The sequence below is a fragment of the Streptomyces sp. NRRL S-378 genome, assembly GCF_000720645.1.
Taxonomy (GTDB): domain Bacteria; phylum Actinomycetota; class Actinomycetes; order Streptomycetales; family Streptomycetaceae; genus Streptomyces.
The window spans coordinates 1-17,474 of sequence record NZ_JOBX01000061.1 but is presented as its reverse complement, the minus strand read 5'-3'; the positions used below and the strand labels follow the sequence as shown (position 1 = coordinate 17,474).

17 protein-coding genes are annotated in these 17,474 nt (G+C 71.1%); 11 read left to right on the top strand and 6 right to left on the bottom strand.

Annotated elements, in window-relative coordinates; genetic code table 11:
* Window positions 1-112 precede the first annotated feature (112 nt).
* Complete coding sequence (locus IH80_RS0131095; RefSeq protein WP_030964920.1) at window positions 113-685, top strand: hypothetical protein; 573 nt, start codon at window positions 113-115, stop codon at window positions 683-685.
* Window positions 686-693: 8 nt separating this feature from the next.
* On the opposite strand, the gene IH80_RS46375 is transcribed toward IH80_RS0131095, so the two are convergent.
* The 3 genes from IH80_RS46375 to IH80_RS0131085 all read right to left on the bottom strand — a co-directional run bounded on the left by IH80_RS46375 (window position 694) and on the right by IH80_RS0131085 (window position 2,232).
* A complete protein-coding gene (locus tag IH80_RS46375) occupies window positions 694-1,107 on the bottom strand; it encodes a hypothetical protein (protein ID WP_234432443.1) in 414 nt (137 codons plus the stop codon).
* Window positions 1,108-1,186: 79 nt separating this feature from the next.
* Window positions 1,187-1,546 carry a helix-turn-helix domain-containing protein gene (locus tag IH80_RS46370; protein ID WP_234432442.1) on the bottom strand — a complete coding sequence of 120 codons (360 nt, stop codon included), beginning with the start codon at window positions 1,544-1,546 and terminating at the stop codon, window positions 1,187-1,189.
* Window positions 1,547-1,749: 203 nt separating this feature from the next.
* A complete protein-coding gene (locus IH80_RS0131085; RefSeq protein ID WP_051810163.1) occupies window positions 1,750-2,232 on the bottom strand; it encodes an ATP-binding protein in 483 nt (160 codons plus the stop codon).
* Window positions 2,233-2,324: 92 nt separating this feature from the next.
* Here IH80_RS0131085 and IH80_RS0131080 point away from each other — a divergent pair, with 92 nt between their 5' ends.
* The 5 genes from IH80_RS0131080 (at window position 2,325) to IH80_RS0131060 (ending at window position 7,228) form a co-directional block, all read left to right on the top strand.
* A complete protein-coding gene (locus IH80_RS0131080) occupies window positions 2,325-3,176 on the top strand; it encodes a helix-turn-helix domain-containing protein (protein ID WP_030964917.1) in 852 nt (283 codons plus the stop codon).
* Window positions 3,173-3,430 carry a DUF397 domain-containing protein gene (locus IH80_RS0131075; protein ID WP_030964916.1) on the top strand — a complete coding sequence of 86 codons (258 nt, stop codon included), beginning with the start codon at window positions 3,173-3,175 and terminating at the stop codon, window positions 3,428-3,430. The genes IH80_RS0131080 and IH80_RS0131075 overlap by 4 nt, the downstream gene beginning before the upstream one ends.
* On the top strand, window positions 3,427-4,515 hold the full coding sequence (locus tag IH80_RS0131070; RefSeq protein ID WP_030964914.1) for a hypothetical protein: 1,089 nt from the start codon (window positions 3,427-3,429) through the stop codon (window positions 4,513-4,515). Before IH80_RS0131075 ends, IH80_RS0131070 begins: the two co-directional genes overlap by 4 nt.
* A 127-nt stretch (window positions 4,516-4,642) precedes the next feature.
* The gene (locus IH80_RS39900; protein ID WP_234432441.1) at window positions 4,643-5,008 is read left to right on the top strand and encodes a GNAT family N-acetyltransferase; all 366 of its coding nucleotides are present in this window, start codon (window positions 4,643-4,645) and stop codon (window positions 5,006-5,008) included.
* Window positions 5,009-5,155: 147 nt separating this feature from the next.
* Window positions 5,156-7,228 (top strand): phosphocholine-specific phospholipase C, encoded by a 2,073-nt coding sequence (locus IH80_RS0131060; protein ID WP_030964913.1) that lies wholly within the window; start codon window positions 5,156-5,158, stop codon window positions 7,226-7,228.
* 81 nt (window positions 7,229-7,309) lie between these two features.
* On the opposite strand, the gene IH80_RS0131055 is transcribed toward IH80_RS0131060, so the two are convergent.
* The 3 genes from IH80_RS0131055 to IH80_RS42880 all read right to left on the bottom strand — a co-directional run bounded on the left by IH80_RS0131055 (window position 7,310) and on the right by IH80_RS42880 (window position 11,319).
* On the bottom strand, window positions 7,310-8,200 hold the full coding sequence (locus tag IH80_RS0131055) for a phosphatase PAP2 family protein (protein ID WP_078906836.1): 891 nt from the start codon (window positions 8,198-8,200) through the stop codon (window positions 7,310-7,312).
* 85 nt (window positions 8,201-8,285) lie between these two features.
* Window positions 8,286-9,326: a LacI family DNA-binding transcriptional regulator gene (locus IH80_RS0131050; protein WP_030964910.1), complete on the bottom strand. Its 1,041-nt coding sequence runs from the start codon at window positions 9,324-9,326 to the stop codon at window positions 8,286-8,288.
* 91 nt (window positions 9,327-9,417) lie between these two features.
* Window positions 9,418-11,319, bottom strand: a complete 1,902-nt coding sequence (locus IH80_RS42880) for a glycoside hydrolase family 13 protein (protein WP_037881643.1) — start codon at window positions 11,317-11,319, stop codon at window positions 9,418-9,420.
* A gap of 222 nt (window positions 11,320-11,541) precedes the next feature.
* Between IH80_RS42880 and IH80_RS0131040 the strand changes: the two genes are divergently transcribed.
* The 5 genes from IH80_RS0131040 to IH80_RS0131020 are packed head-to-tail and all read left to right on the top strand — an operon-like array spanning window position 11,542 to window position 17,414.
* Complete coding sequence (locus IH80_RS0131040; RefSeq protein WP_030964908.1) at window positions 11,542-12,813, top strand: extracellular solute-binding protein; 1,272 nt, start codon at window positions 11,542-11,544, stop codon at window positions 12,811-12,813.
* A 7-nt stretch (window positions 12,814-12,820) separates the two neighbouring features.
* Entirely contained in the window at window positions 12,821-13,867 is a 1,047-nt protein-coding gene (locus tag IH80_RS0131035) for a carbohydrate ABC transporter permease (protein WP_030964907.1), read from the top strand.
* Window positions 13,868-13,869: 2 nt separating this feature from the next.
* Window positions 13,870-14,712 (top strand): sugar ABC transporter permease, encoded by an 843-nt coding sequence (locus tag IH80_RS0131030; protein WP_030964905.1) that lies wholly within the window; start codon window positions 13,870-13,872, stop codon window positions 14,710-14,712.
* A gap of 51 nt (window positions 14,713-14,763) precedes the next feature.
* Entirely contained in the window at window positions 14,764-16,413 is a 1,650-nt protein-coding gene (locus IH80_RS0131025; RefSeq protein WP_030964904.1) for a glycoside hydrolase family 13 protein, read from the top strand.
* Entirely contained in the window at window positions 16,410-17,414 is a 1,005-nt protein-coding gene (locus IH80_RS0131020; RefSeq protein WP_234432440.1) for a LacI family DNA-binding transcriptional regulator, read from the top strand. The genes IH80_RS0131025 and IH80_RS0131020 overlap by 4 nt, the downstream gene beginning before the upstream one ends.
* The last annotated feature ends 60 nt before the right edge of the window (window positions 17,415-17,474 follow it).

Genomic DNA, 17,474 nt, shown 5'->3' with positions numbered 1-17,474 from the left:
CGGGGGTGAGGGCGGGCGTGATCGTCCGACGTAATTCCTTCGAGCGGTCCCGGTGGTGTTCGTGCCTCCAGGTGGTTGCGGGTGCCGGGCAGGGTCGGCCGCGGTACGGGTAATGCATGACGAGAAGAAGGACAAGGCCGATGACGGGGCGAATGGGCGCCGGAGGCAGCCGAGTACGACGACCGCCGCGCTCGCGGGGGCGCTGATCGGCGCCCTGGCCGGCCTCACCGGGAGCACGCTCGCCTACTTCGAGGCCAAGGACACCCGTCGGGAGGAGGCGCAGGCCCGCCGGTCGGACATCCGCCGGGCCGCCTACGTGGAACTCGCGGCGACCGCGAACAAGTACGTGCAGCAGTCCACCCAGCTGCTGACCCTCAGCCTCGACCCGACCAAGACCGCGCAGGAGAGACGGCGCCAGTTCGAGGGCGGGTACGCGCCGGCCAACACGGACCTCGCGCGGGCCCTCACGACGGCCCGCCTCGTGGCACCGCCCGAGGGGAGGAAGGACCTGGCGGCGATCAACGCGCGCTCCGAGCGCGTGGGCGAGCTGGCGACGGACTGGTACGCCAAGGGCCCCGAAGGCGTGGACGTGGCGAAGGCCGACGCCGAGTTCGCCGAGGCGGTACGGGTGCAGCTGGCCGCACTGCAGTCGTTCCTGGACCGGGCCGCCGACGAATCGCTGTAGCCCGCGGCTCAGGCGGCGGCCGCCGTCCCGGCCGTCGGCGGCGGCGCGCAGCTGCCGCAGTGGCCGGGGGTGGGGGAGCGGAAGGCGCGTTCGCAGCCGTCGCACGTGCGGAGGGGGTGGACGGTGCGGACCGGGCCGGCCGGGTGGGGCGCCCGGGGATCCGGCAGGCGGGGCGGGAGCAGTTCCCGCAGGCGGTGGGCGAGCAGCGCGGCGGGGGAGTGGATCGTCTGCGTCGGGAGCGAGCGCGTGAGGGCCGCGGTGACGGCGCTCGGGGCGAGCCCGCGCTCCAGCCATTTCGCCGCGGCGGGCGCCAGCCGTACGGTCTCCCGCTCGGACAGCGTCAGCCGTGGATCGCGCAGGCACAGCCGGGCCAGCAGTTCCCGCGCCTCCGACTCGGCCTCGGGGGTGATGCTTTCGGGCACGGAGTCCGGCTCGGGCTCCGGGTCCGGTTCCGGCTGAGGGGCGGGCTTCGGCTCCGGCCGCAGCGGTGGCATCCGCGGCTCACGGGGTCGCATCGGCCATCGCGGGCGGGTTGTTGTAAGAGACCGTGCAGGTCACGACGCGCCCCGTCGGGAGCCGCTCCTGGAAGCGGGCCAGGTAGCCGTGCCGCTCCAGCTCGCGCAGGGCGGTCGCGATGCGGACCTCGCCTTCCGGGAAGCGTTCGGCAAGGGCCTTGATGGTCACCTTGGAGCCGGTCGGGAGCGACTGGATGTGCGTCGCCAGGCCGATCGCCGCCATGCTCAGCTCGCGGTGCTGGGCGAGATGGTTGCCGATCTTGACGTAGCCGCGACGGTGGTCGTGGTTGACGTGCCGGATACCCGACGGGACGCGCGAGGGCGCGCTAAGCTGCTGGTCAGCCATGGGGAAGGGGTTCGCTTCCGCTGTGGTCAGGCCCTCGCCCGGGATTGCCGTCCCGGCCGGGGGCCGAATGCGTTTATGGGGTTGTCGGGAGTCAGAGTGCCCGGAGAATTGGCGTACGCGCCAGCCCGGTTGGGGTGGTTCACCCGACCGGGTGAGAGGGGAGGGGGAGGTATGGAAGGTCATTTCCCCCCGGTGGTTAGTCTTTAGGCGTCGTGAGGGACCGGATATTGATCCACCGGGTCGCGGAAACCTCGATCCGGTGAAATCGGACTCGCCATATCCATTTCCGCCCACACCGTCTTCAGGGGCGCCGGCCCGAGATCCGTTCCCCACCGCACGGCGAGCGCGGCCACCAGCACCAGCCCCCGCCCCGACTCCGCCTCGGCGTCGGGCGCCTGGCAGGGGGCGGGCGGCGCGAATTCCCGTCGTGTGTCGGTCACTTCGATACGGAGCGTAGGGCCTTGCGTGAGGTGCAGCGCGAGCCGGAAGTCTCGCCCGCGTACCCTGCCGTGGGTCACGGCGTTCGCGGCGAGTTCGGCGACGACCTGTGCCGCCTCCTCGAACGGAAGCTTTCGCTCCACGAGTTGGGCCACCGTGAGCGCGCGGGCGGCGCGGGCTCCGCGCGGGGTGGAGGGGAGCGTGGCGACGAGGAAGGTTTCCTGATTCACGTGACTCAGCGTGTCCATCCGTGCGTACCCTGAACAGAGTTGAGGGCGCTGTGTACGACGGTTGTCCAGAGCGGTCCCGTGGTGTCCTCGCGGTCCAAGGGGAGGCGGATGTGAACACGACGGACGGTGCCGACGAGTCGAGCTGGGAACTCGACCCGGAGGACGAATCCGGGGCGGTCATCGCCACGGTGGGGCGCCAGCTGAAGATGTGGCGTGAGGCGGCGGGCTTTGACCGAACCAAATTCGGTGAGCGGATGGGATACGGGGCGAACCTGATCTACAAGATCGAGCGAGGGGCCCGCATTCCGCGCCCGGAGTTCCTGGACAAGGCGGACGAGGTCCTCGGGGCGGGCGGGAAAATCGCCGCGATGAAGGCCGATGTCGAAAGGGCCCGCTATCCCAAGAAGGTCCGGGATCTGGCCAGGTTGGAATCTGAGGCCGTGGAGATCGGGTCCTACGACAACGTCGTGGTGACGGGTCTGCTCCAGACGGAGGAGTACGCCCGTGCCCTGTTCGGGCTGAGGCGCCCGGGGTTCTCGGAGGACGAGGTCGAACGCCTGGTGACTGCGAGGCTCGCCCGCCAGGAGGTCCTCCGGCGACATCCGGCCCCGCTCCTGACCGTCGTACAGGAAGAGGCTGTGCTCCGACGGCCCATCGGGGGCAAGATGGTGTTGCGCGGCCAGTTGGAACACCTGTTGGAGGTCGGTCGGCTGCGCACCGTGGAGATCCAGGTGATGCCCATCGCGGTCGAGGAGCATTCCGGGCTTGCCTCATCGTTCAAAGTCATGCGTCTCAGGGACGGAACGGCGGTCGGCCACAACGACGTTCAGCTGGCCAGCCGCCTGATCACCGAGCCCAAAGAGGTCCAGATCCTCGACATGCGCTATGGCATGATCCGGGCACAGGCGCTGACGCCTCGCGAATCGCTGACGTTCATCGAAAAAGTACTGGGGGAGACATGACCATCAAGCCGTCGGGCGAGAGCCTCTCCGCCCTCACGTGGGTCAAGAGCAGCTACAGCACGGCCGACGGGGCCGACTGCGTCGAGGTCGCCTGGGTCAAGAGCAGCTACAGCACCAACGACGGGCCCGAGTGCGTCGAGGTCGCCCACACCCCCGGCACGGTCCTCGTCCGGGATTCCAAGCGTCCCGCAGGCGCCCGTCTCGCCGTCACCCCCGACACCTGGGCCGGTTTCGTGGCGCACGCCACCGCGTGAGCGCACTCGACGAAGCCACCGAGGCCGTCTACCGATACCGGCGGCCCGATCCGTGGTGCTGGGAGGTCGTGGTCAAAGCCGTCTGCGACCGTACGCACACCAGTTGGGACGCCGATCACGCGGTGCTCCAGGCCGGCGGAGCCGTCGCCGCGGACGCCGACCTGATCGCCGGGTCCCTCGGCCACGGTTCCGCGGACAGCGACGAACTGCTCATGCTCGCCCTCGCCGGGATGGGCGACCTCCGTGCGCTGCCCGCCCTGCAGCGGCGTGCCGACGCCAACCGCCTCCCGTCCAGTCGTCCCCACGCACGCATCCTGGCTGCCCTGCCCGCAGCGGAGCTGCTCCCCGTGATGCTGCCCGTCCTGCGGCAGAACCCGGTGCAGCACTACTCCTGCACGGCCCTCCTTGAACTCCTCGCTCTCTGGGGCCCGGCCTCCGCGTCCGCCGTGTCCGAGGTGATCCGGTTTCTGGGGACGGCCGACACCTACGACGCGATGCGCGTGCTCGGCCGGATCGGCCCGCCGGCCGTCGCCACGGCCGACCGACTGGCCGCGTACGCCACTGGCCGGGGCCGCGGGGTCGGCGGCTCCTACCCGCGCCGCGCGGCCTGGGCGCACTGGAAGGTCACCGGGGACCCCGCCCTCGCCCTCGACGTGTGCGGGGCGGCCGTACGGTCCGGGACCGCGAGCCACGGCCTGCCCTTCCTCGCCGACCTCGGCCCCCTGGCCGCCGTACACACAACGCCCGTGCGCCGCCTGATGGAGTCGCCCGGAGCGTGGACCAGGACGTACGCCGCGCACGCGTACTGGCGGATCACCGGCGACCCGGAGCCGGCCGTGCCGGTGCTGCTGGCGGAGGTGGACCCGGCCTGGGACGGCGATCCCGCCCTACCGGTACGGGAGGCCGGCCGGATCCTGGGGGAGATCGGCGCCCCGGCCGTTTCGGCGGCCTCCCTGCTGCGCAGGATCCTCGCGCGGGAGGAACGGCTCAGCCGGCCCTGGCGCGGCGTACGGATCCTCGCCGATCAGGCCTACGTCCGCACGCTCACCGAAGCGCTGGAAGGGATCGACGGGTGGGGGGAATGAAGTTCGCGGTGCGTCGCGCGGGCCCGGGCGACGGGGACGTCCTCGGCGAGATCCACGCCGCCGCCTGGGAGGCGGCGTACGCGCCCTTCTTCGATCCGGGGCCGCGGACGGGATCGCGAGCAGGCGTATGCGCTGGCACGCACGGCTCGCGGCGCAGGACTCCACGATCCTGCTGGCCGAAGGGGACGGCCGGCCGGTGGCCATGTCCGTCTACCACTCGTCCGTGACCAGGACCGGTCTCGCCGAGATCCTCTCCTTCTACACCCACCCCGAAGGCTGGGGAACGGGCGTCGCCGCGGTCCTGATGGCCGAGACGCTGGGGCACCTGCGCGGCGACGGTTTCACCCGCGCACACCTGTGGACCCTGCGCGACACGCCCCAGTCCCGCCGCTTCTACACCAAGGCCGGCTTCACCGAGAGCGGCGCCACCCGCACCTACGACTTCGGCGACGGCAACCCCCTCAGCCAGGTCGAGTTCGAACGGGGGTGCTGAGGGCGGCGCGCCGAACTCCGGCGGAATCCGCCTGCCGTTCGCCCGGCGTACCCGCCGACGTCACATCCGGCTCCCTCTCCGGTCCTCCGGGGGCGCTGTTCTTGTGAGCGCTCCAACACCCGCGAACGAAGCAGAGGTCGTCACCCCATGGCAGAACTCAACCGCCGCCGGTTCCTCCAGCTCACCGGCGGTGCAGCCGCCCTGCCCCTGCTGGGCGAGAGCATCGCGCGCGCCGCCGCCATCCCCGCGCAGGGGACGACGGGCACCATCGCCGATGTCGAGCACATCGTGGTCCTGATGCAGGAGAACCGTTCCTTCGACCACTACTACGGCGCCCTGCGCGGCGTCCGCGGCTTCGGCGACCCGCGTCCCGTGACCCTGCCCAGCGGCAAGTCCGTCTGGCACCAGGCCGACAACGCGGGCAAGGAGACGCTGCCCTTCCGCCCGCCGTCCGACGACCTCGGGATGGAGTACCTCCAGGGCCTCAACCACGACTGGGCCGGCGGACAGAGCGCCTTCAACAAGGGCAAGTACGACAACTGGGTGCCCGCCAAGACGCCCGCCACCATGGCGTACCTGACGCGCGAGGACATCCCCTTCCACTACGCCCTCGCGGACGCGTTCACCATCTGCGACGCCTACCACTGCTCGTTCATCGGCTCGACCGACCCCAACCGCTACTACCTCTGGTCCGGCCACACCGGCAACGACGGCAAGGGCGGCGGCCCCGTCCTCAACAACGCCGAGCTGGGCTACGACTGGACCACCTACCCGGAGCGCTTGGAGGCGGCCGGGATCTCCTGGAAGGTCTACCAGGACATCGGCGACGGCCTGGACGCCGCCGGCTCCTGGGGCTGGATCAACGACGCCTTCCGCGGCAACTACGGCGACAACTCGCTGCTCTACTTCAACAACTACCGCAACGCCCGACCCGGCGACCCGCTCCACGACAAGGCCCGCACCGGCACGAACGCCAAGGCCGGCGAAGGCTACTTCGACCGGCTGCGCGCGGACGTCGCCGCCGGCACCCTGCCGCAGGTGTCCTGGATAGCCGCCCCCGAGGCGTTCAGCGAGCACTCGAACTGGCCCTCCAACTTCGGCGCCTGGTACATCGCGCAGGTGCTGGACGCGCTGACGTCCAACCCCGACGTGTGGGCCCGTACCGCCCTGTTCATCACCTACGACGAGAACGACGGCTTCTTCGACCACGTCGTCCCGCCGTACGCCCCGGCCGACGCGGGCCAGGGCCTGTCGACCACGCCGACCGCCCTCGACGTCTTCCCCGGCAAGGCCGGCTACGTCGCCGGACCCTACGGGCTGGGCCCGCGCGTCCCGATGCTCGTCGTCTCGCCCTGGAGCACCGGCGGCTACTCCTGCTCCGAGACCTTCGACCACACCTCCGTCATCCGCTTCATGGAGAAGCGCTTCGGGGTGCAGGAGCCCAACATCTCGCCCTGGCGGCGCGCCGTCTGCGGTGACCTGACCTCGGCCTTCGACTTCGCCCGCAAGGACACCTCCACGGTGTCGCTGCCCGACACCGGCCTGTGGGAGCCGCAGGACCGCGAGCGGCACCCCGACTTCCGGGCGACCGCGCCGGCCGTGGGGGCGATGCCGCGCCAGGAGAAGGGCCAGTGCCGCACCCGCCCGCTGAAGTACGCCCCGTACGTCGACGGTGCGGCGCTCACCGCCGAGGGCAGGTTCAGGCTGACCTTCAGCGGCGGCGCGGACCTGGGCGCGCAGTTCTACGTCACCTCCGCCAACCGCACCGACGCCCCCTGGACGTACACCACCGAGGCCGGCAAGTCGATCTCGGACACCTGGAACACCCGCTACTCGGCCGGCGTCACCGACCTGACCGTCCACGGCCCCAACGGCTTCCTCCGCGGCTTCCGCAACCCCGGCACCACCCCCGGCCCCGAGGTCACCGCCCGCCACAACGCCACCACGGGCAACCTGGACCTCACCCTCACCAATGCCGGGGCGTCGACCGCGACCCTCACGATCACCAACGCCTACGGCGGAGGGGCCAAGCGCCTCACGGTCGCCAAGGGGGCCACCGTCACCCACAGCGTCTCCCTGAAGAACACGCGGCGCTGGTACGACGTGACGGTCACGGCGTCCGAGACCGCGGACTTCGGCCGCCGCTTCGCCGGCAAGGTGGAGACCGGCGCGGCCGGCCTCTCGGACCCGGCGATCCTGACGGACCAGGCCTCCTCCTGACGCGAGGGACGCGAAAGCGCCCGTGCACCGGAATCCTCCGGGGCACGGGCGCTCGCGTGTACGGGGTCGGGCGAATGGTCCCTAGCGGCGGGTGCGGACCCGGTTCAGGAGTTCCGACGCCGGGTGCGGGCCCGTGTGCTCGGGGTGGCGCGGCAGGCGGTGCGGCATCGAGCCGTACCAGGTGCGCGAGACGGTGTAGCCGAAGGCCAGACAGATCATGCCGCCCACGGCGTCGAGCCAGAAGTGGTTGGCGGTGGCCACGATGACGACGAGGGTCGCCGTCGGGTAGAGCAGGCCCAGGATCCGCGCCCAGGGGGCCGAGGCGACCGCGAAGATCGTCAGGCCGCACCACAGCGACCACCCTATGTGCATGGAGGGCATCGCAGCGTACTGGTTCGACATGTGCTTGAGGTTCCCCGAGGCCATGGAGCCCCAGGTGTGGTGGACCAGCACGGTGTCGATGAAGTTCTGCCCGTTCATCAGCCGGGGCGGCGCAAGCGGGTAGAAGTAGTAGCCGACCAGGGCCACGCCGGTGGTGGCGAAGAGGACCAGGCGCGTGGCCGCGTACCGCCCGGGATGGAAGCGGTAGATCCACACCAGCACGCCGATGGTCACGACGAAGTGGAGCGTGGCGTAGTAGTAGTTCATGCCCACGATCAGCCACGTCACGGAGTTGACGGCGTGGTTGACCGACTGCTCGACGGCGATGCCGAGGGTCTGCTCGACCCCCCAGATCCAGTCGGCGTTCGCGAGGGCGATCGACTTCTGCTCGGGCACGGCGTTGCGGATCAGCGAGTAGGTCCAGTAGCTGACGGCGATCAGCAGGATCTCGAACCAGATCCGCGGCCGGCGCGGGACGCGCAGCCTGGGGAGCAGGGCGCGGTCGGACTCCGGGCGGGTCCTGCTCTCGACCACTTCGGGTGAGGAGACGTCCGTCCGGGTTTCCAGTGTCTTCACGCTCGATTCACCCATGGGGAGAGAGTCTGCCAGATGAGCTCTCGCCTCCGATCATCCCTCGGGACGGTCTTCGGCGCAGCCGGTCCGTCTCAGGTACGACTCAGGCACGGCTCGGCGTGCGGCGCTGCCCCGGGCCCGAGGCCGTGGAGCCGCGCACCACCAGTTCCGGCAGGAACACGAACTCACTGTGCGGGGCCGGCGTACCGCCGATCTCCTCCAGCAGCGTCCGTACCGCCGCCTGTCCCATCGCCTGCACGGGCTGGCGGATGGTGGTGAGCGGCGGGTCGGTGAACGCTATGAGCGGGGAGTCGTCGAAACCGACGACCGACACGTCCTGCGGCACCCGCAGCCCCTGCTGGCGGGCCGCCCGGATCGCGCCGAGCGCCATCATGTCGCTCGCGCACACCACCGCCGTGCAGCCGCGCGAGATCAGCGCGGACGCGGCGGCCTGGCCGCCTTCCAGCGAGTAGAGGGAGTGCTGGATCAGTTCCTCGATCTCGGCCTCGTCCAGTCCGAGCCGTTCCTTCATCCCGGCCCGGAAGCCCTCGATCTTGCGCAGGACCGGAACGAACCGCTTCGGTCCGACGGCGAGGCCGATGCGGGTGTGGCCGAGCGCGGTGAGGTGGGTGACGGCGAGGTGCATCGCGGCCCGGTCGTCGGGGGAGACGAAGGGGGCCTGCACCTTGTCGGAGAAGCCGTTGATCAGGACGTAGGGGACACCCTGCCCGCGGAGTTGGTCGTAGCGGCCCATGTCGGCCGTCGTGTCGGCGTGCAGGCCGGAGACGAAGATGATCCCGGAGACCCCGCGGTCGACGAGCATCTCGGTCAGCTCGTCCTCGGTGGACCCGCCGGGTGTCTGCGTGGCGAGGACCGGCGTGTACCCCTGGCGGGTCAGGGCCTGGCCGATGACCTGGGCGAGCGCAGGGAAGATGGGGTTGTCGAGCTCGGGAGTGATCAGGCCGACGAGGCCGGCGCTGCGCTGGCGCAGCCGTACGGGGCGCTCGTAGCCGAGGACGTCGAGCGCGGCCAGCACGGATTCACGGGTGCCCGCGGCCACACCGGGCTTGCCGTTGAGCACGCGGCTGACTGTGGCTTCGCTGACCCCCGCCTGGGCTGCGATGTCGGCTAGCCGTGCGGTCACGGGATTGGACTCTACCGGTCGCCGTGTCACCTAGGAACCTGGGTGCGCGGAGTGAGACGTCCGGGTTTGCGTACGGGTGCGGGGCGGGCCGTCACGGGGTCCACCAGGTGCAGGAGTCCGCGGGCAGGCGGACGGTGCGGCCGTCCGTCTCCACGGGGGCGCTGGAGAGTACGGGGCGGCCGGGCGCAGGCAGTTCGACGGGGTCGGGGCGGGTGTTGAGGGTGCAGGCGAAGCCGGGGCGGGTGAAGAGGAGGACCCCGTCGGGTGCGGACTGCCAGCGCATCCCGCAGGGGTCGGCCGGTCCGCCGGCCTCGGGGGCGCCCAGGCCGGGGAGGGCGCGGCGCAGTTCGAGGGCGGCGCGGTAGAGCTCCAGCGTGGAGTGGGGGTCGCCGGTCTGGGCGGCGACGCTGAGCCCGGCCCAGGCGTCGGGCTGCGGCAGCCAGCTGCCGGCGGGCCCGAAGCCGTAGGGGGGCTCCGCCCCGGCCCAGGGGAGGGGCACGCGACAGCCGTCGCGCAGCCCGTCCTGCCCGTCCGCCTCCGGCGCGGTCGGCAGATCCGGGGCGCCCCCGCGTAGGGCCTCCGGCCCGCAGCACGCCCGGACCCCCGGCCCGTGCCCGGCGTCGGCCTGCGGCCCGCAGCACGCCCGGACCCCCGGCCCGCTCTCCCCCTGCGCCTCCGGCGCGGGCCCGGTGCCGGCCTGGGCCTCCGGCCGGGCGGGGGGTTCGCCCGGGCGGGGGGCGATGATGCCGGGGGCGGGGGCACCGGCGGGCGCGGGGATCTGCGGGCGGCGCCCCCGGCGGAAGGCGGGGTCCTGGCGGGCCGTGTCGGGGAGGTCGGTGACCTCCGGGAGACCGAGTTCCTCGCCCTGGTAGAGGTAGGCCGAGCCGGGCAGCGCCAGCATCAGGAGGGCCGCCGCGCGGGCGCGGGCCAGGCCCCGGGGGCCGCCCCCGTACCGGGTGACGTGGCGGACCACGTCGTGGTTCGACAGGACCCAGGTGGTGGGGGCGCCCACCGCGGTGGTGGCGGCCAGGGACTCGTCGATCACCGTCCGCATCGCCTCCGGATCCCACGGGCACGTCAGGAAACGGAAGTTGAAGGCCTGGTGCAGCTCGTTCGGGCGGACGTACAGCGCGAGCCGCTCCGAGGTCGGGGCCCAGGCCTCGGCGACTCCGATGCGCGACCCCTCGTAGGAGTCGAGGAGGCGGCGCCACGCGCGGTGGATCGCGTGGACCCCGTCCTGGTCGAAGAACGGCAGCGGCTCACTGCCGATGAGCGTGGCCTGGGCGCCGCGCCCGATGTCCGGCAGGCCCTCCGCCTTGACCATGCCGTGGGCGACGTCGATGCGGAAGCCGTCGACGCCGAGGTCGAGCCAGAAACGGAGGACCGAGTCGAATTCCGCCGTGACCTCCGGGTGGGTCCAGTCGAGGTCCGGCTGTTCCGGGGCGAAGAGGTGCAGGTACCACTCGCCGTCCGCGACCCGCGTCCAGGCCGGGCCGCCGAAGATCGACTCCCAGTCGTTCGGCGGGAGGTCCCCGTCCGCGCCCCGCCCGCGGCGGAAGAGGTAGCGCTCCCGCGCCCCCGGCTCACCGGCGAGGGCCGCCCGGAACCACGGGTGCTGCTCCGAGGTGTGGTTCGGGACCACGTCCACGATGACCCGCAGACCGAGCGCGTGCGCGGCCCGGACGAGCTCGTCGGCGTCGGCCAGGTCCCCGAAGAGCGGGTCGACGTCCCGGTAGTCGGCCACGTCGTAGCCGCCGTCCGCCTGCGGGGAGACGTAGAAGGGCGTGAGCCACACCGCGTCGACCCCGAGGCGGGCGAGGTGGGGGAGGCGGGATCGGACGCCGCGCAGGTCGCCGATCCCGTCGCCGTCGCTGTCGGCGAAGGAGCGCACGTACACCTGGTAGATGACGGCATCGCGCCACCAGTCACCGCTCGCAGTCGTCGGGTTGCTGTAAGCGCTTGCAAGGTCGACGGCCGTCGACTCGTGGGTCATATCGGGGTCAACGCGACTGCACCCCCCCTGGTTGCGGGCCCTGGCAGTCGAAGGTGCCTCGAACTAACAGCAAGCTGCGGCAACCGTACGGATACACGGATGTAACGATCGCCTCCGCTTGCAGAAAGTTTGCGCAAGGCCTTTCGGTCGTCTTTCAGTCTTGTTACGTTCCTGGCAACTCGGGACCGCGAGGGCGCGGCCGGGATCATCGAAGGAGTTCATATGCGGCGTGGCATAGCGGCCACCGCGCTGGTCGCGGCCCTGGCGCTCGCGGCGACGGCTTGCGGCGGTGACGACAAGGGCGACGGCGGGACCGACGCCGGCGGCGAGCTTTCCGGGACGGTCACCTGGTGGGACACCGCCAACGACGCCGAGAAGGCGAGCTTCCAGAAGATCGCCGAGGGCTTCACCGCGAAGCACCCGAAGGTGACCGTCAAGTACGTCAACGTCCCGTACGGTGACGCGCAGAACAAGGTCAAGAACGCCTTCAGCAGCGGTTCCGACGCGCCTGACGTGATCCGCGCCGATGTCGGCTGGGTCGCGGACTTCGCCTCCCTCGGCTACCTCGACGAGGTCCCGGCGGACATGGCGAAGAAGGTCGACGCCGAGTTCCTGCCGCAGGCCGCGGCCAGCGGCAAGTACGAGGGCAAGACCTACGCCGTGCCGCAGGTCATCGACACCCTCGGCCTCTTCTACAACAAGAAGATGCTCGCCGACGCCGGCGTCCAGCCCCCCAAGACGCTGGCCGAGCTGAAGACCGCCGCCGAGGCGATCAAGGCGAAGACCGGCAAGGCCGCCCTCTACCTGCGCGGCGACGACTCCTACTGGTTCCTCCCGCTGATCTACGGCGAGGGCGGCGACCTCGTCGACGCGAAGAACAAGACGGTGACCGTCGACAACGAGGCGGGCGTCAAGGCCTTCAAGACCGCCCGTGACCTGGTCGCCTCCGGCGCGGCGGTCACCAACGCCACCGACGGCTACGCCAACATGCAGACGGCCTTCAAGACCGGCGAGGCCGCCATGATGATCAACGGTCCGTGGGCCGTCGCCGACACCTACGCCGGCGACCAGTTCAAGGACAAGGCCAACCTCGGCATCGCCGCCGTCCCGGCCGGCTCGGCCAAGGCCGGCGCCCCGCAGGGCGGCCACGACCTCGGCGTCTACGCCGGCTCGAAGAACCGCGCCGCCGCCCACGCCTTCGTCGAGTACATGACCTCGCAGGAGGTCCAGGTCCAGTCCGCCAAGGAGCTGAGCCTGCTGCCGACGCGCACCGCCGCCTACGAGCAGCCGGACGTCAAGAGCAGCGAGATGGTCGCGTTCTTCAAGCCGGCCGTGGACAAGGCCGTCGAGCGCGCCTGGATCCCCGAGAACGGCTCCCTCTTCGAGCCGCTGAAGGTCGAATACACCAAGGCGATCACCGGGGCTTCGAGCCCGGAGGACGCGGCCAAGGCGGCCGGCATCGAGTTCCGCAAGATCCTCAAGGGCTGGAAGTAACGAAACGATGGCTGCTGACACCAGCCAGTCTGTGGTGAAGGCCGCGGACGACGGAGTCGCGAACGACTCCGCCGTCCGCGGCCGGAGCCGCTGGACTGACAGCGGGAACACAGGCAACGCACGGAGAAAGGGCGGCCTGAGGCACGCCCTCGCCACCCACTGGTACGCCTGGGCCATGGTCGCCCCGGTGGTGCTCGTCCTCGGCGTGATCATCGGCTGGCCGCTCGTCCGCGGCGTCTACCTGTCGCTGACCGACGCCAACGAGCGCAACGTCGCCCGTGACATCGGCGCCCGCCACATCGACGCCAGTTACGAGTTCATCGGACTCGACAACTACGCGGCGGTGCTCGGCGACCCGGTGTTCCTGCAGCGGCTGGTGTGGACGGTGGTCTGGACCGTCGCGTGCGTGTCCGTCACGTTCGTGCTCGGACTGACCCTCGCCAACATGCTGAACCGGCAGTTCCGGGGCCGCGCCGCCTACCGGATGGCGCTCATCCTGCCCTGGGCCGTGCCCGGCTTCGTCTCCGTCTTCGCCTGGCGGTTCCTCTTCAACCGCGACAACGGCATCCTCAACAAGGTCCTCGACGGCGGCGGCATCGCCGCCGTGCCGTGGCTCGACGACCCGACCTGGGCCAAGTTCTCGGTCATCGCCGTCAACGTCTGGCTGGGCATCCCCTTCATGATGGTCGCCCTCCTCGGCGGCCTGCAGTCCATCCCCGGCGAGCTCTACGAGGCCGCCGAGATGGACGGCGCCAGCGCCTGGCAGCGCTTCCGCCACATCACCCTGCCCGGGCTGCGCACGGTCAGCATGACGGTGATCCTGCTCTCCACCATCTGGACCTTCAACATGTTCCCGGTGATCTTCCTGCTCACGCGGGGCGGACCGGGAGACTCCACCGAGATCCTGGTGACCCAGGCCTTCCGGGAGGCCTTCATCACGAGCCCGCGCGACTTCGCCGTCTCGGCGACGTGGGGCGTACTGATCCTCCTGCTGCTCATGATCTTCGCGCTGGTCTACCGGCGCTCGCTGCGCAAGCAGGGAGAGGTGTGGTGACCATGACCAGCACGCGTACCCGGGGCAGCCGCTCCCCCCTCGCCTCCGTCGGCCTGCACGCGACCCTCGTCGTCGCGTCCGTCATCGCCGTCTTCCCGGTCCTGTGGATCCTGCTGACCTCGCTCAAGCCCGCGCAGCACGCGATCACCACGGACTTCGTCAAGGAACCCACGCTCAGCAACTACACGTACCTGCTGGAGTCGAGCCACTTCCTCGACTGGTTCCTCAACTCCGTCCTGGTCGCCGGCGTCACCACCGTCCTCGGTGTCTTCATCGCCGCCACCACCGGATACGCGGTCAGCCGGTTCAAGTTCCCCGGCATGAAGCCGCTCATGTGGACCCTGCTCATCACGCAGATGTTCCCCATGGCCATCCTGATCGTCCCGCTCTACAACCTGATGGGACAGCTCGGGCTGCTCAACCAGCCCGTCGGTCTGATCATCACCTACCTCACCATCGCCGTGCCGTTCTGCGCATGGATGATGAAGGGCTTCTTCGACACCATCCCGATCGAGATCGACGAATCGGGCCGCGTCGACGGACTCAACCCCTTCGGCACCTTCTGGCGGCTGATCCTCCCGCTCGCCAAGCCCGGACTCGCCGTCACCGGTTTCTACGCCTTCATCACCGCCTGGGGCGAGGTCGCCTACGCCTCCGCCTTCATGGTGGGCGAAGAGAACCTCACCCTGGCCGGCGGCCTGCAGACCTTCGTCACCCAGTACACCTCCAACTGGGGTGCGATGAGCGCCGCCTCGGTCCTCATCGCGATCCCCGCGGCGATCTTCTTCGTTTTCGCCCAGCGTCACCTCGTCGCCGGGATGACGGCAGGCGCCACCAAGGGCTGACCACCCGAGCCTGCCCGTTCCACCTCCCGGCCCGACCTCTCCAAGGACGACATGACCCAGCACCTCGCCGACGCACTTCCCACCGCCACCGGCACCACGCCCGGCTGGTGGAGAGACGCGGTGATCTACCAGGTCTATCCGCGCAGCTTCGCCGACTCCAACGGGGACGGCATGGGGGACCTCGAAGGCATCCGCAGCCGCCTGCCCTACCTCAAGGAGCTGGGCGTCGACGCCGTCTGGCTCAGCCCCTTCTACGCCTCCCCCCAGGCCGACGCCGGCTACGACGTCGCCGACTACCGGGCCATCGACCCCATGTTCGGCACCCTGCACGACGCCGACGCCCTGATCCGCGAAGCCCACGGCCTGGGCCTGCGGATCATCGTCGACCTCGTCCCGAACCACTGCTCCGACCAGCACGAATGGTTCAAGCAGGCGCTGCGCGAAGGTTCCGGTTCCCGGCTGCGGGAGCGGTTCCACTTCCGTCCCGGCAAGGGCGAGAACGGCGAACTGCCGCCCAACGACTGGGAGTCGATCTTCGGTGGGCCCGCCTGGACCCGGGTCGCGGACGGCGAGTGGTACCTGCACCTCTTCGCCCCCGAGCAGCCCGACTTCAACTGGGAGCACCCGGCCGTCCAGGACGAGTTCCGCTCCATCCTGCGGTTCTGGCTCGACCTCGGCGCCGACGGCTTCCGCGTCGACGTGGCCCACGGCCTGGTCAAGGCACCCGGCCTGCCCGACCTCGGCGCCAAGGACCAGCTCAAGCTGCTCGGCAACGACGTCATGCCCTTCTTCGACCAGGACGGCGTCCACGAGATCTACCGCTCCTGGCGCCGGATCCTCGACGAGTACGAGGGCGACCGCGTCCTGGTCGCCGAGGCCTGGACCCCGACCGTCGAGCGCACCGCCCGCTACGTGCGCCCCGACGAGATGCACCAGGCGTTCAACTTCCAGTACCTGACGGCCGACTGGGACGCGGACGCACTGCGCGAGGTCATCGACGGCTCGCTGACCGCGATGCGCCCGGTCGGAGCCCCCACCACCTGGGTGCTGTCCAACCACGACGTCACCCGCCACGCCACCCGCTACGCCAACCCCGCCGGCCTCGGCACCCAGCTGCGCGAGCCGGGCGATCGCGAGCTCGGTCTGCGGCGGGCCCGCGCGGCGACCCTGCTCATGCTGGCGCTGCCCGGTTCGGCGTACGTCTACCAGGGCGAGGAGCTCGGCCTGCCCGACGTCACCGACCTGCCGGACGAGGTCCGCCAGGACCCCTCGTTCTTCCGCGCGGCGGGACAGGACGGCTTCCGCGACGGCTGCCGCGTGCCCATCCCGTGGTCGGGTACGCAGGCACCGTACGGCTTCGGCACCGGCGGCAGCTGGCTCCCGCAGCCGGCCTCCTGGGCGGAGCTGAGCGTGGAGGCGCAGACCGGCGACCCCTCCTCCACCCTGGAGCTGTACCGGACGGCCCTGCGGCTGCGCCGCGAGCGCCCGGACCTGGGCGAGGGCGAGTCGGTGGACTGGCAGGACGCTCCCGCGGGCGTCCTGGTCTTCCGCCGCGGGGACTTCCTCTGCGCGGCCAACACCACCGGCACGGCGGTGCGTTTCCCCGTCGCCGGCGAGGCCCTGCTGTCCAGCGGCGCGACGGTCGAGGACGGCGTGCTGCCGGCCGACACCACGGTGTGGTGGCAGGTGACGTCGGGGTGACCTCCCCCCTCCGGCTGACGGACATCGCCGCGCAGGCCCAGGTCAGCGAGGCGACCGTCAGCCGCGTGCTCAACGGGAAGTCGGGCGTCGCGGCCGGCACCCGGCACAAGGTGCTGGCCGCGATGGACCTGCTCGGCTACGAGCGGCCCGTGCGGCTCAAGCGCCGCAGCAACGGCCTGGTCGGACTGCTGATCCCGGAGCTCACCAATCCGATCTTCCCGGCGTTCGCGCAGGTCATCGAGCAGGCCCTGGCCGGGCACGGGTACACGCCGGTGCTGTGCACGCAGACACCGGGCGGAGCCACCGAGGACGAACTGGTGGAACAGCTGGAGGCGCGGGGGGTCACGGGCATCGTCTTCCTGTCCGGGCTGCACGCCGACGCGCACGCGGATCCCGCCCGCTACCAGCGCCTCGCCTCCCGCGGGCTGCCGTTCGTGATGATCAACGGCTTCAACGAGCAGGTGAACGCCCCCTTCATCTCCCCGGACGACCGGGCGGCCGCCGAGATGGCCGTACGGCACCTGCAGGACCTCGGGCACGAACGGATCGGGCTGGCCATCGGGCCGACCCGGTATGTGCCCTCGGCCCGCAAGGAGCAGGGCTTCCGCGGCGTCGTCCCGGACGCGGAGGCCGAGGGACGGATCCAGCGCACCCTCTTCACGGTCGAGGGCGGGCACGCCGCGGGCGGCGCCCTCCTCGACCGCGGCTGCACGGGCATCGTGTGCGGCAGCGACCCGATGGCGCTCGGGGTGATAAGGGCCGTGCGCGAGCGGGGCCTGCGGGTTCCGGAGGACGTGTCGGTGGTCGGCTTCGACGACTCGCCGCTGATCGCCTTCACGGACCCGCCGCTGACGACGGTCCGCCAGCCGGTACGGGCGATGGCGACGGCCGCGGTCGGCGCCCTGCTGGAGGCGGTGTCGGGAACCCCGGTCCAGCGCACGGAGTACGTCTTCCAGCCGGAGCTGGTGGTCCGAGGCTCGACGGCCCAGGCGCCGGGCTAGGGGTCGGGGGCTTCGCCCCCGCCCGGCCCCCCGCCCCGGGTCGGCGGCTTCGCCCCGGCC

Coding starts and splice junctions, on each gene's coding strand:
- IH80_RS0131095 (WP_030964920.1), top strand. CDS start 113: ATGCATGACGAGAAGAAGGACAAGGCCGATGACGGGGCGAATGGGCGC.
- IH80_RS46370 (WP_234432442.1), bottom strand. CDS start 1,546: ATGGCTGACCAGCAGCTTAGCGCGCCCTCGCGCGTCCCGTCGGGTATC.
- IH80_RS0131085 (WP_051810163.1), bottom strand. CDS start 2,232: ATGGACACGCTGAGTCACGTGAATCAGGAAACCTTCCTCGTCGCCACG.
- IH80_RS0131075 (WP_030964916.1), top strand. CDS start 3,173: ATGACCATCAAGCCGTCGGGCGAGAGCCTCTCCGCCCTCACGTGGGTC.
- IH80_RS39900 (WP_234432441.1), top strand. CDS start 4,643: ATGCGCTGGCACGCACGGCTCGCGGCGCAGGACTCCACGATCCTGCTG.
- IH80_RS0131060 (WP_030964913.1), top strand. CDS start 5,156: ATGGCAGAACTCAACCGCCGCCGGTTCCTCCAGCTCACCGGCGGTGCA.
- IH80_RS0131055 (WP_078906836.1), bottom strand. CDS start 8,200: ATGGGTGAATCGAGCGTGAAGACACTGGAAACCCGGACGGACGTCTCC.
- IH80_RS42880 (WP_037881643.1), bottom strand. CDS start 11,319: ATGACCCACGAGTCGACGGCCGTCGACCTTGCAAGCGCTTACAGCAAC.
- IH80_RS0131040 (WP_030964908.1), top strand. CDS start 11,542: ATGCGGCGTGGCATAGCGGCCACCGCGCTGGTCGCGGCCCTGGCGCTC.
- IH80_RS0131035 (WP_030964907.1), top strand. CDS start 12,821: ATGGCTGCTGACACCAGCCAGTCTGTGGTGAAGGCCGCGGACGACGGA.
- IH80_RS0131030 (WP_030964905.1), top strand. CDS start 13,870: ATGACCAGCACGCGTACCCGGGGCAGCCGCTCCCCCCTCGCCTCCGTC.
- IH80_RS0131025 (WP_030964904.1), top strand. CDS start 14,764: ATGACCCAGCACCTCGCCGACGCACTTCCCACCGCCACCGGCACCACG.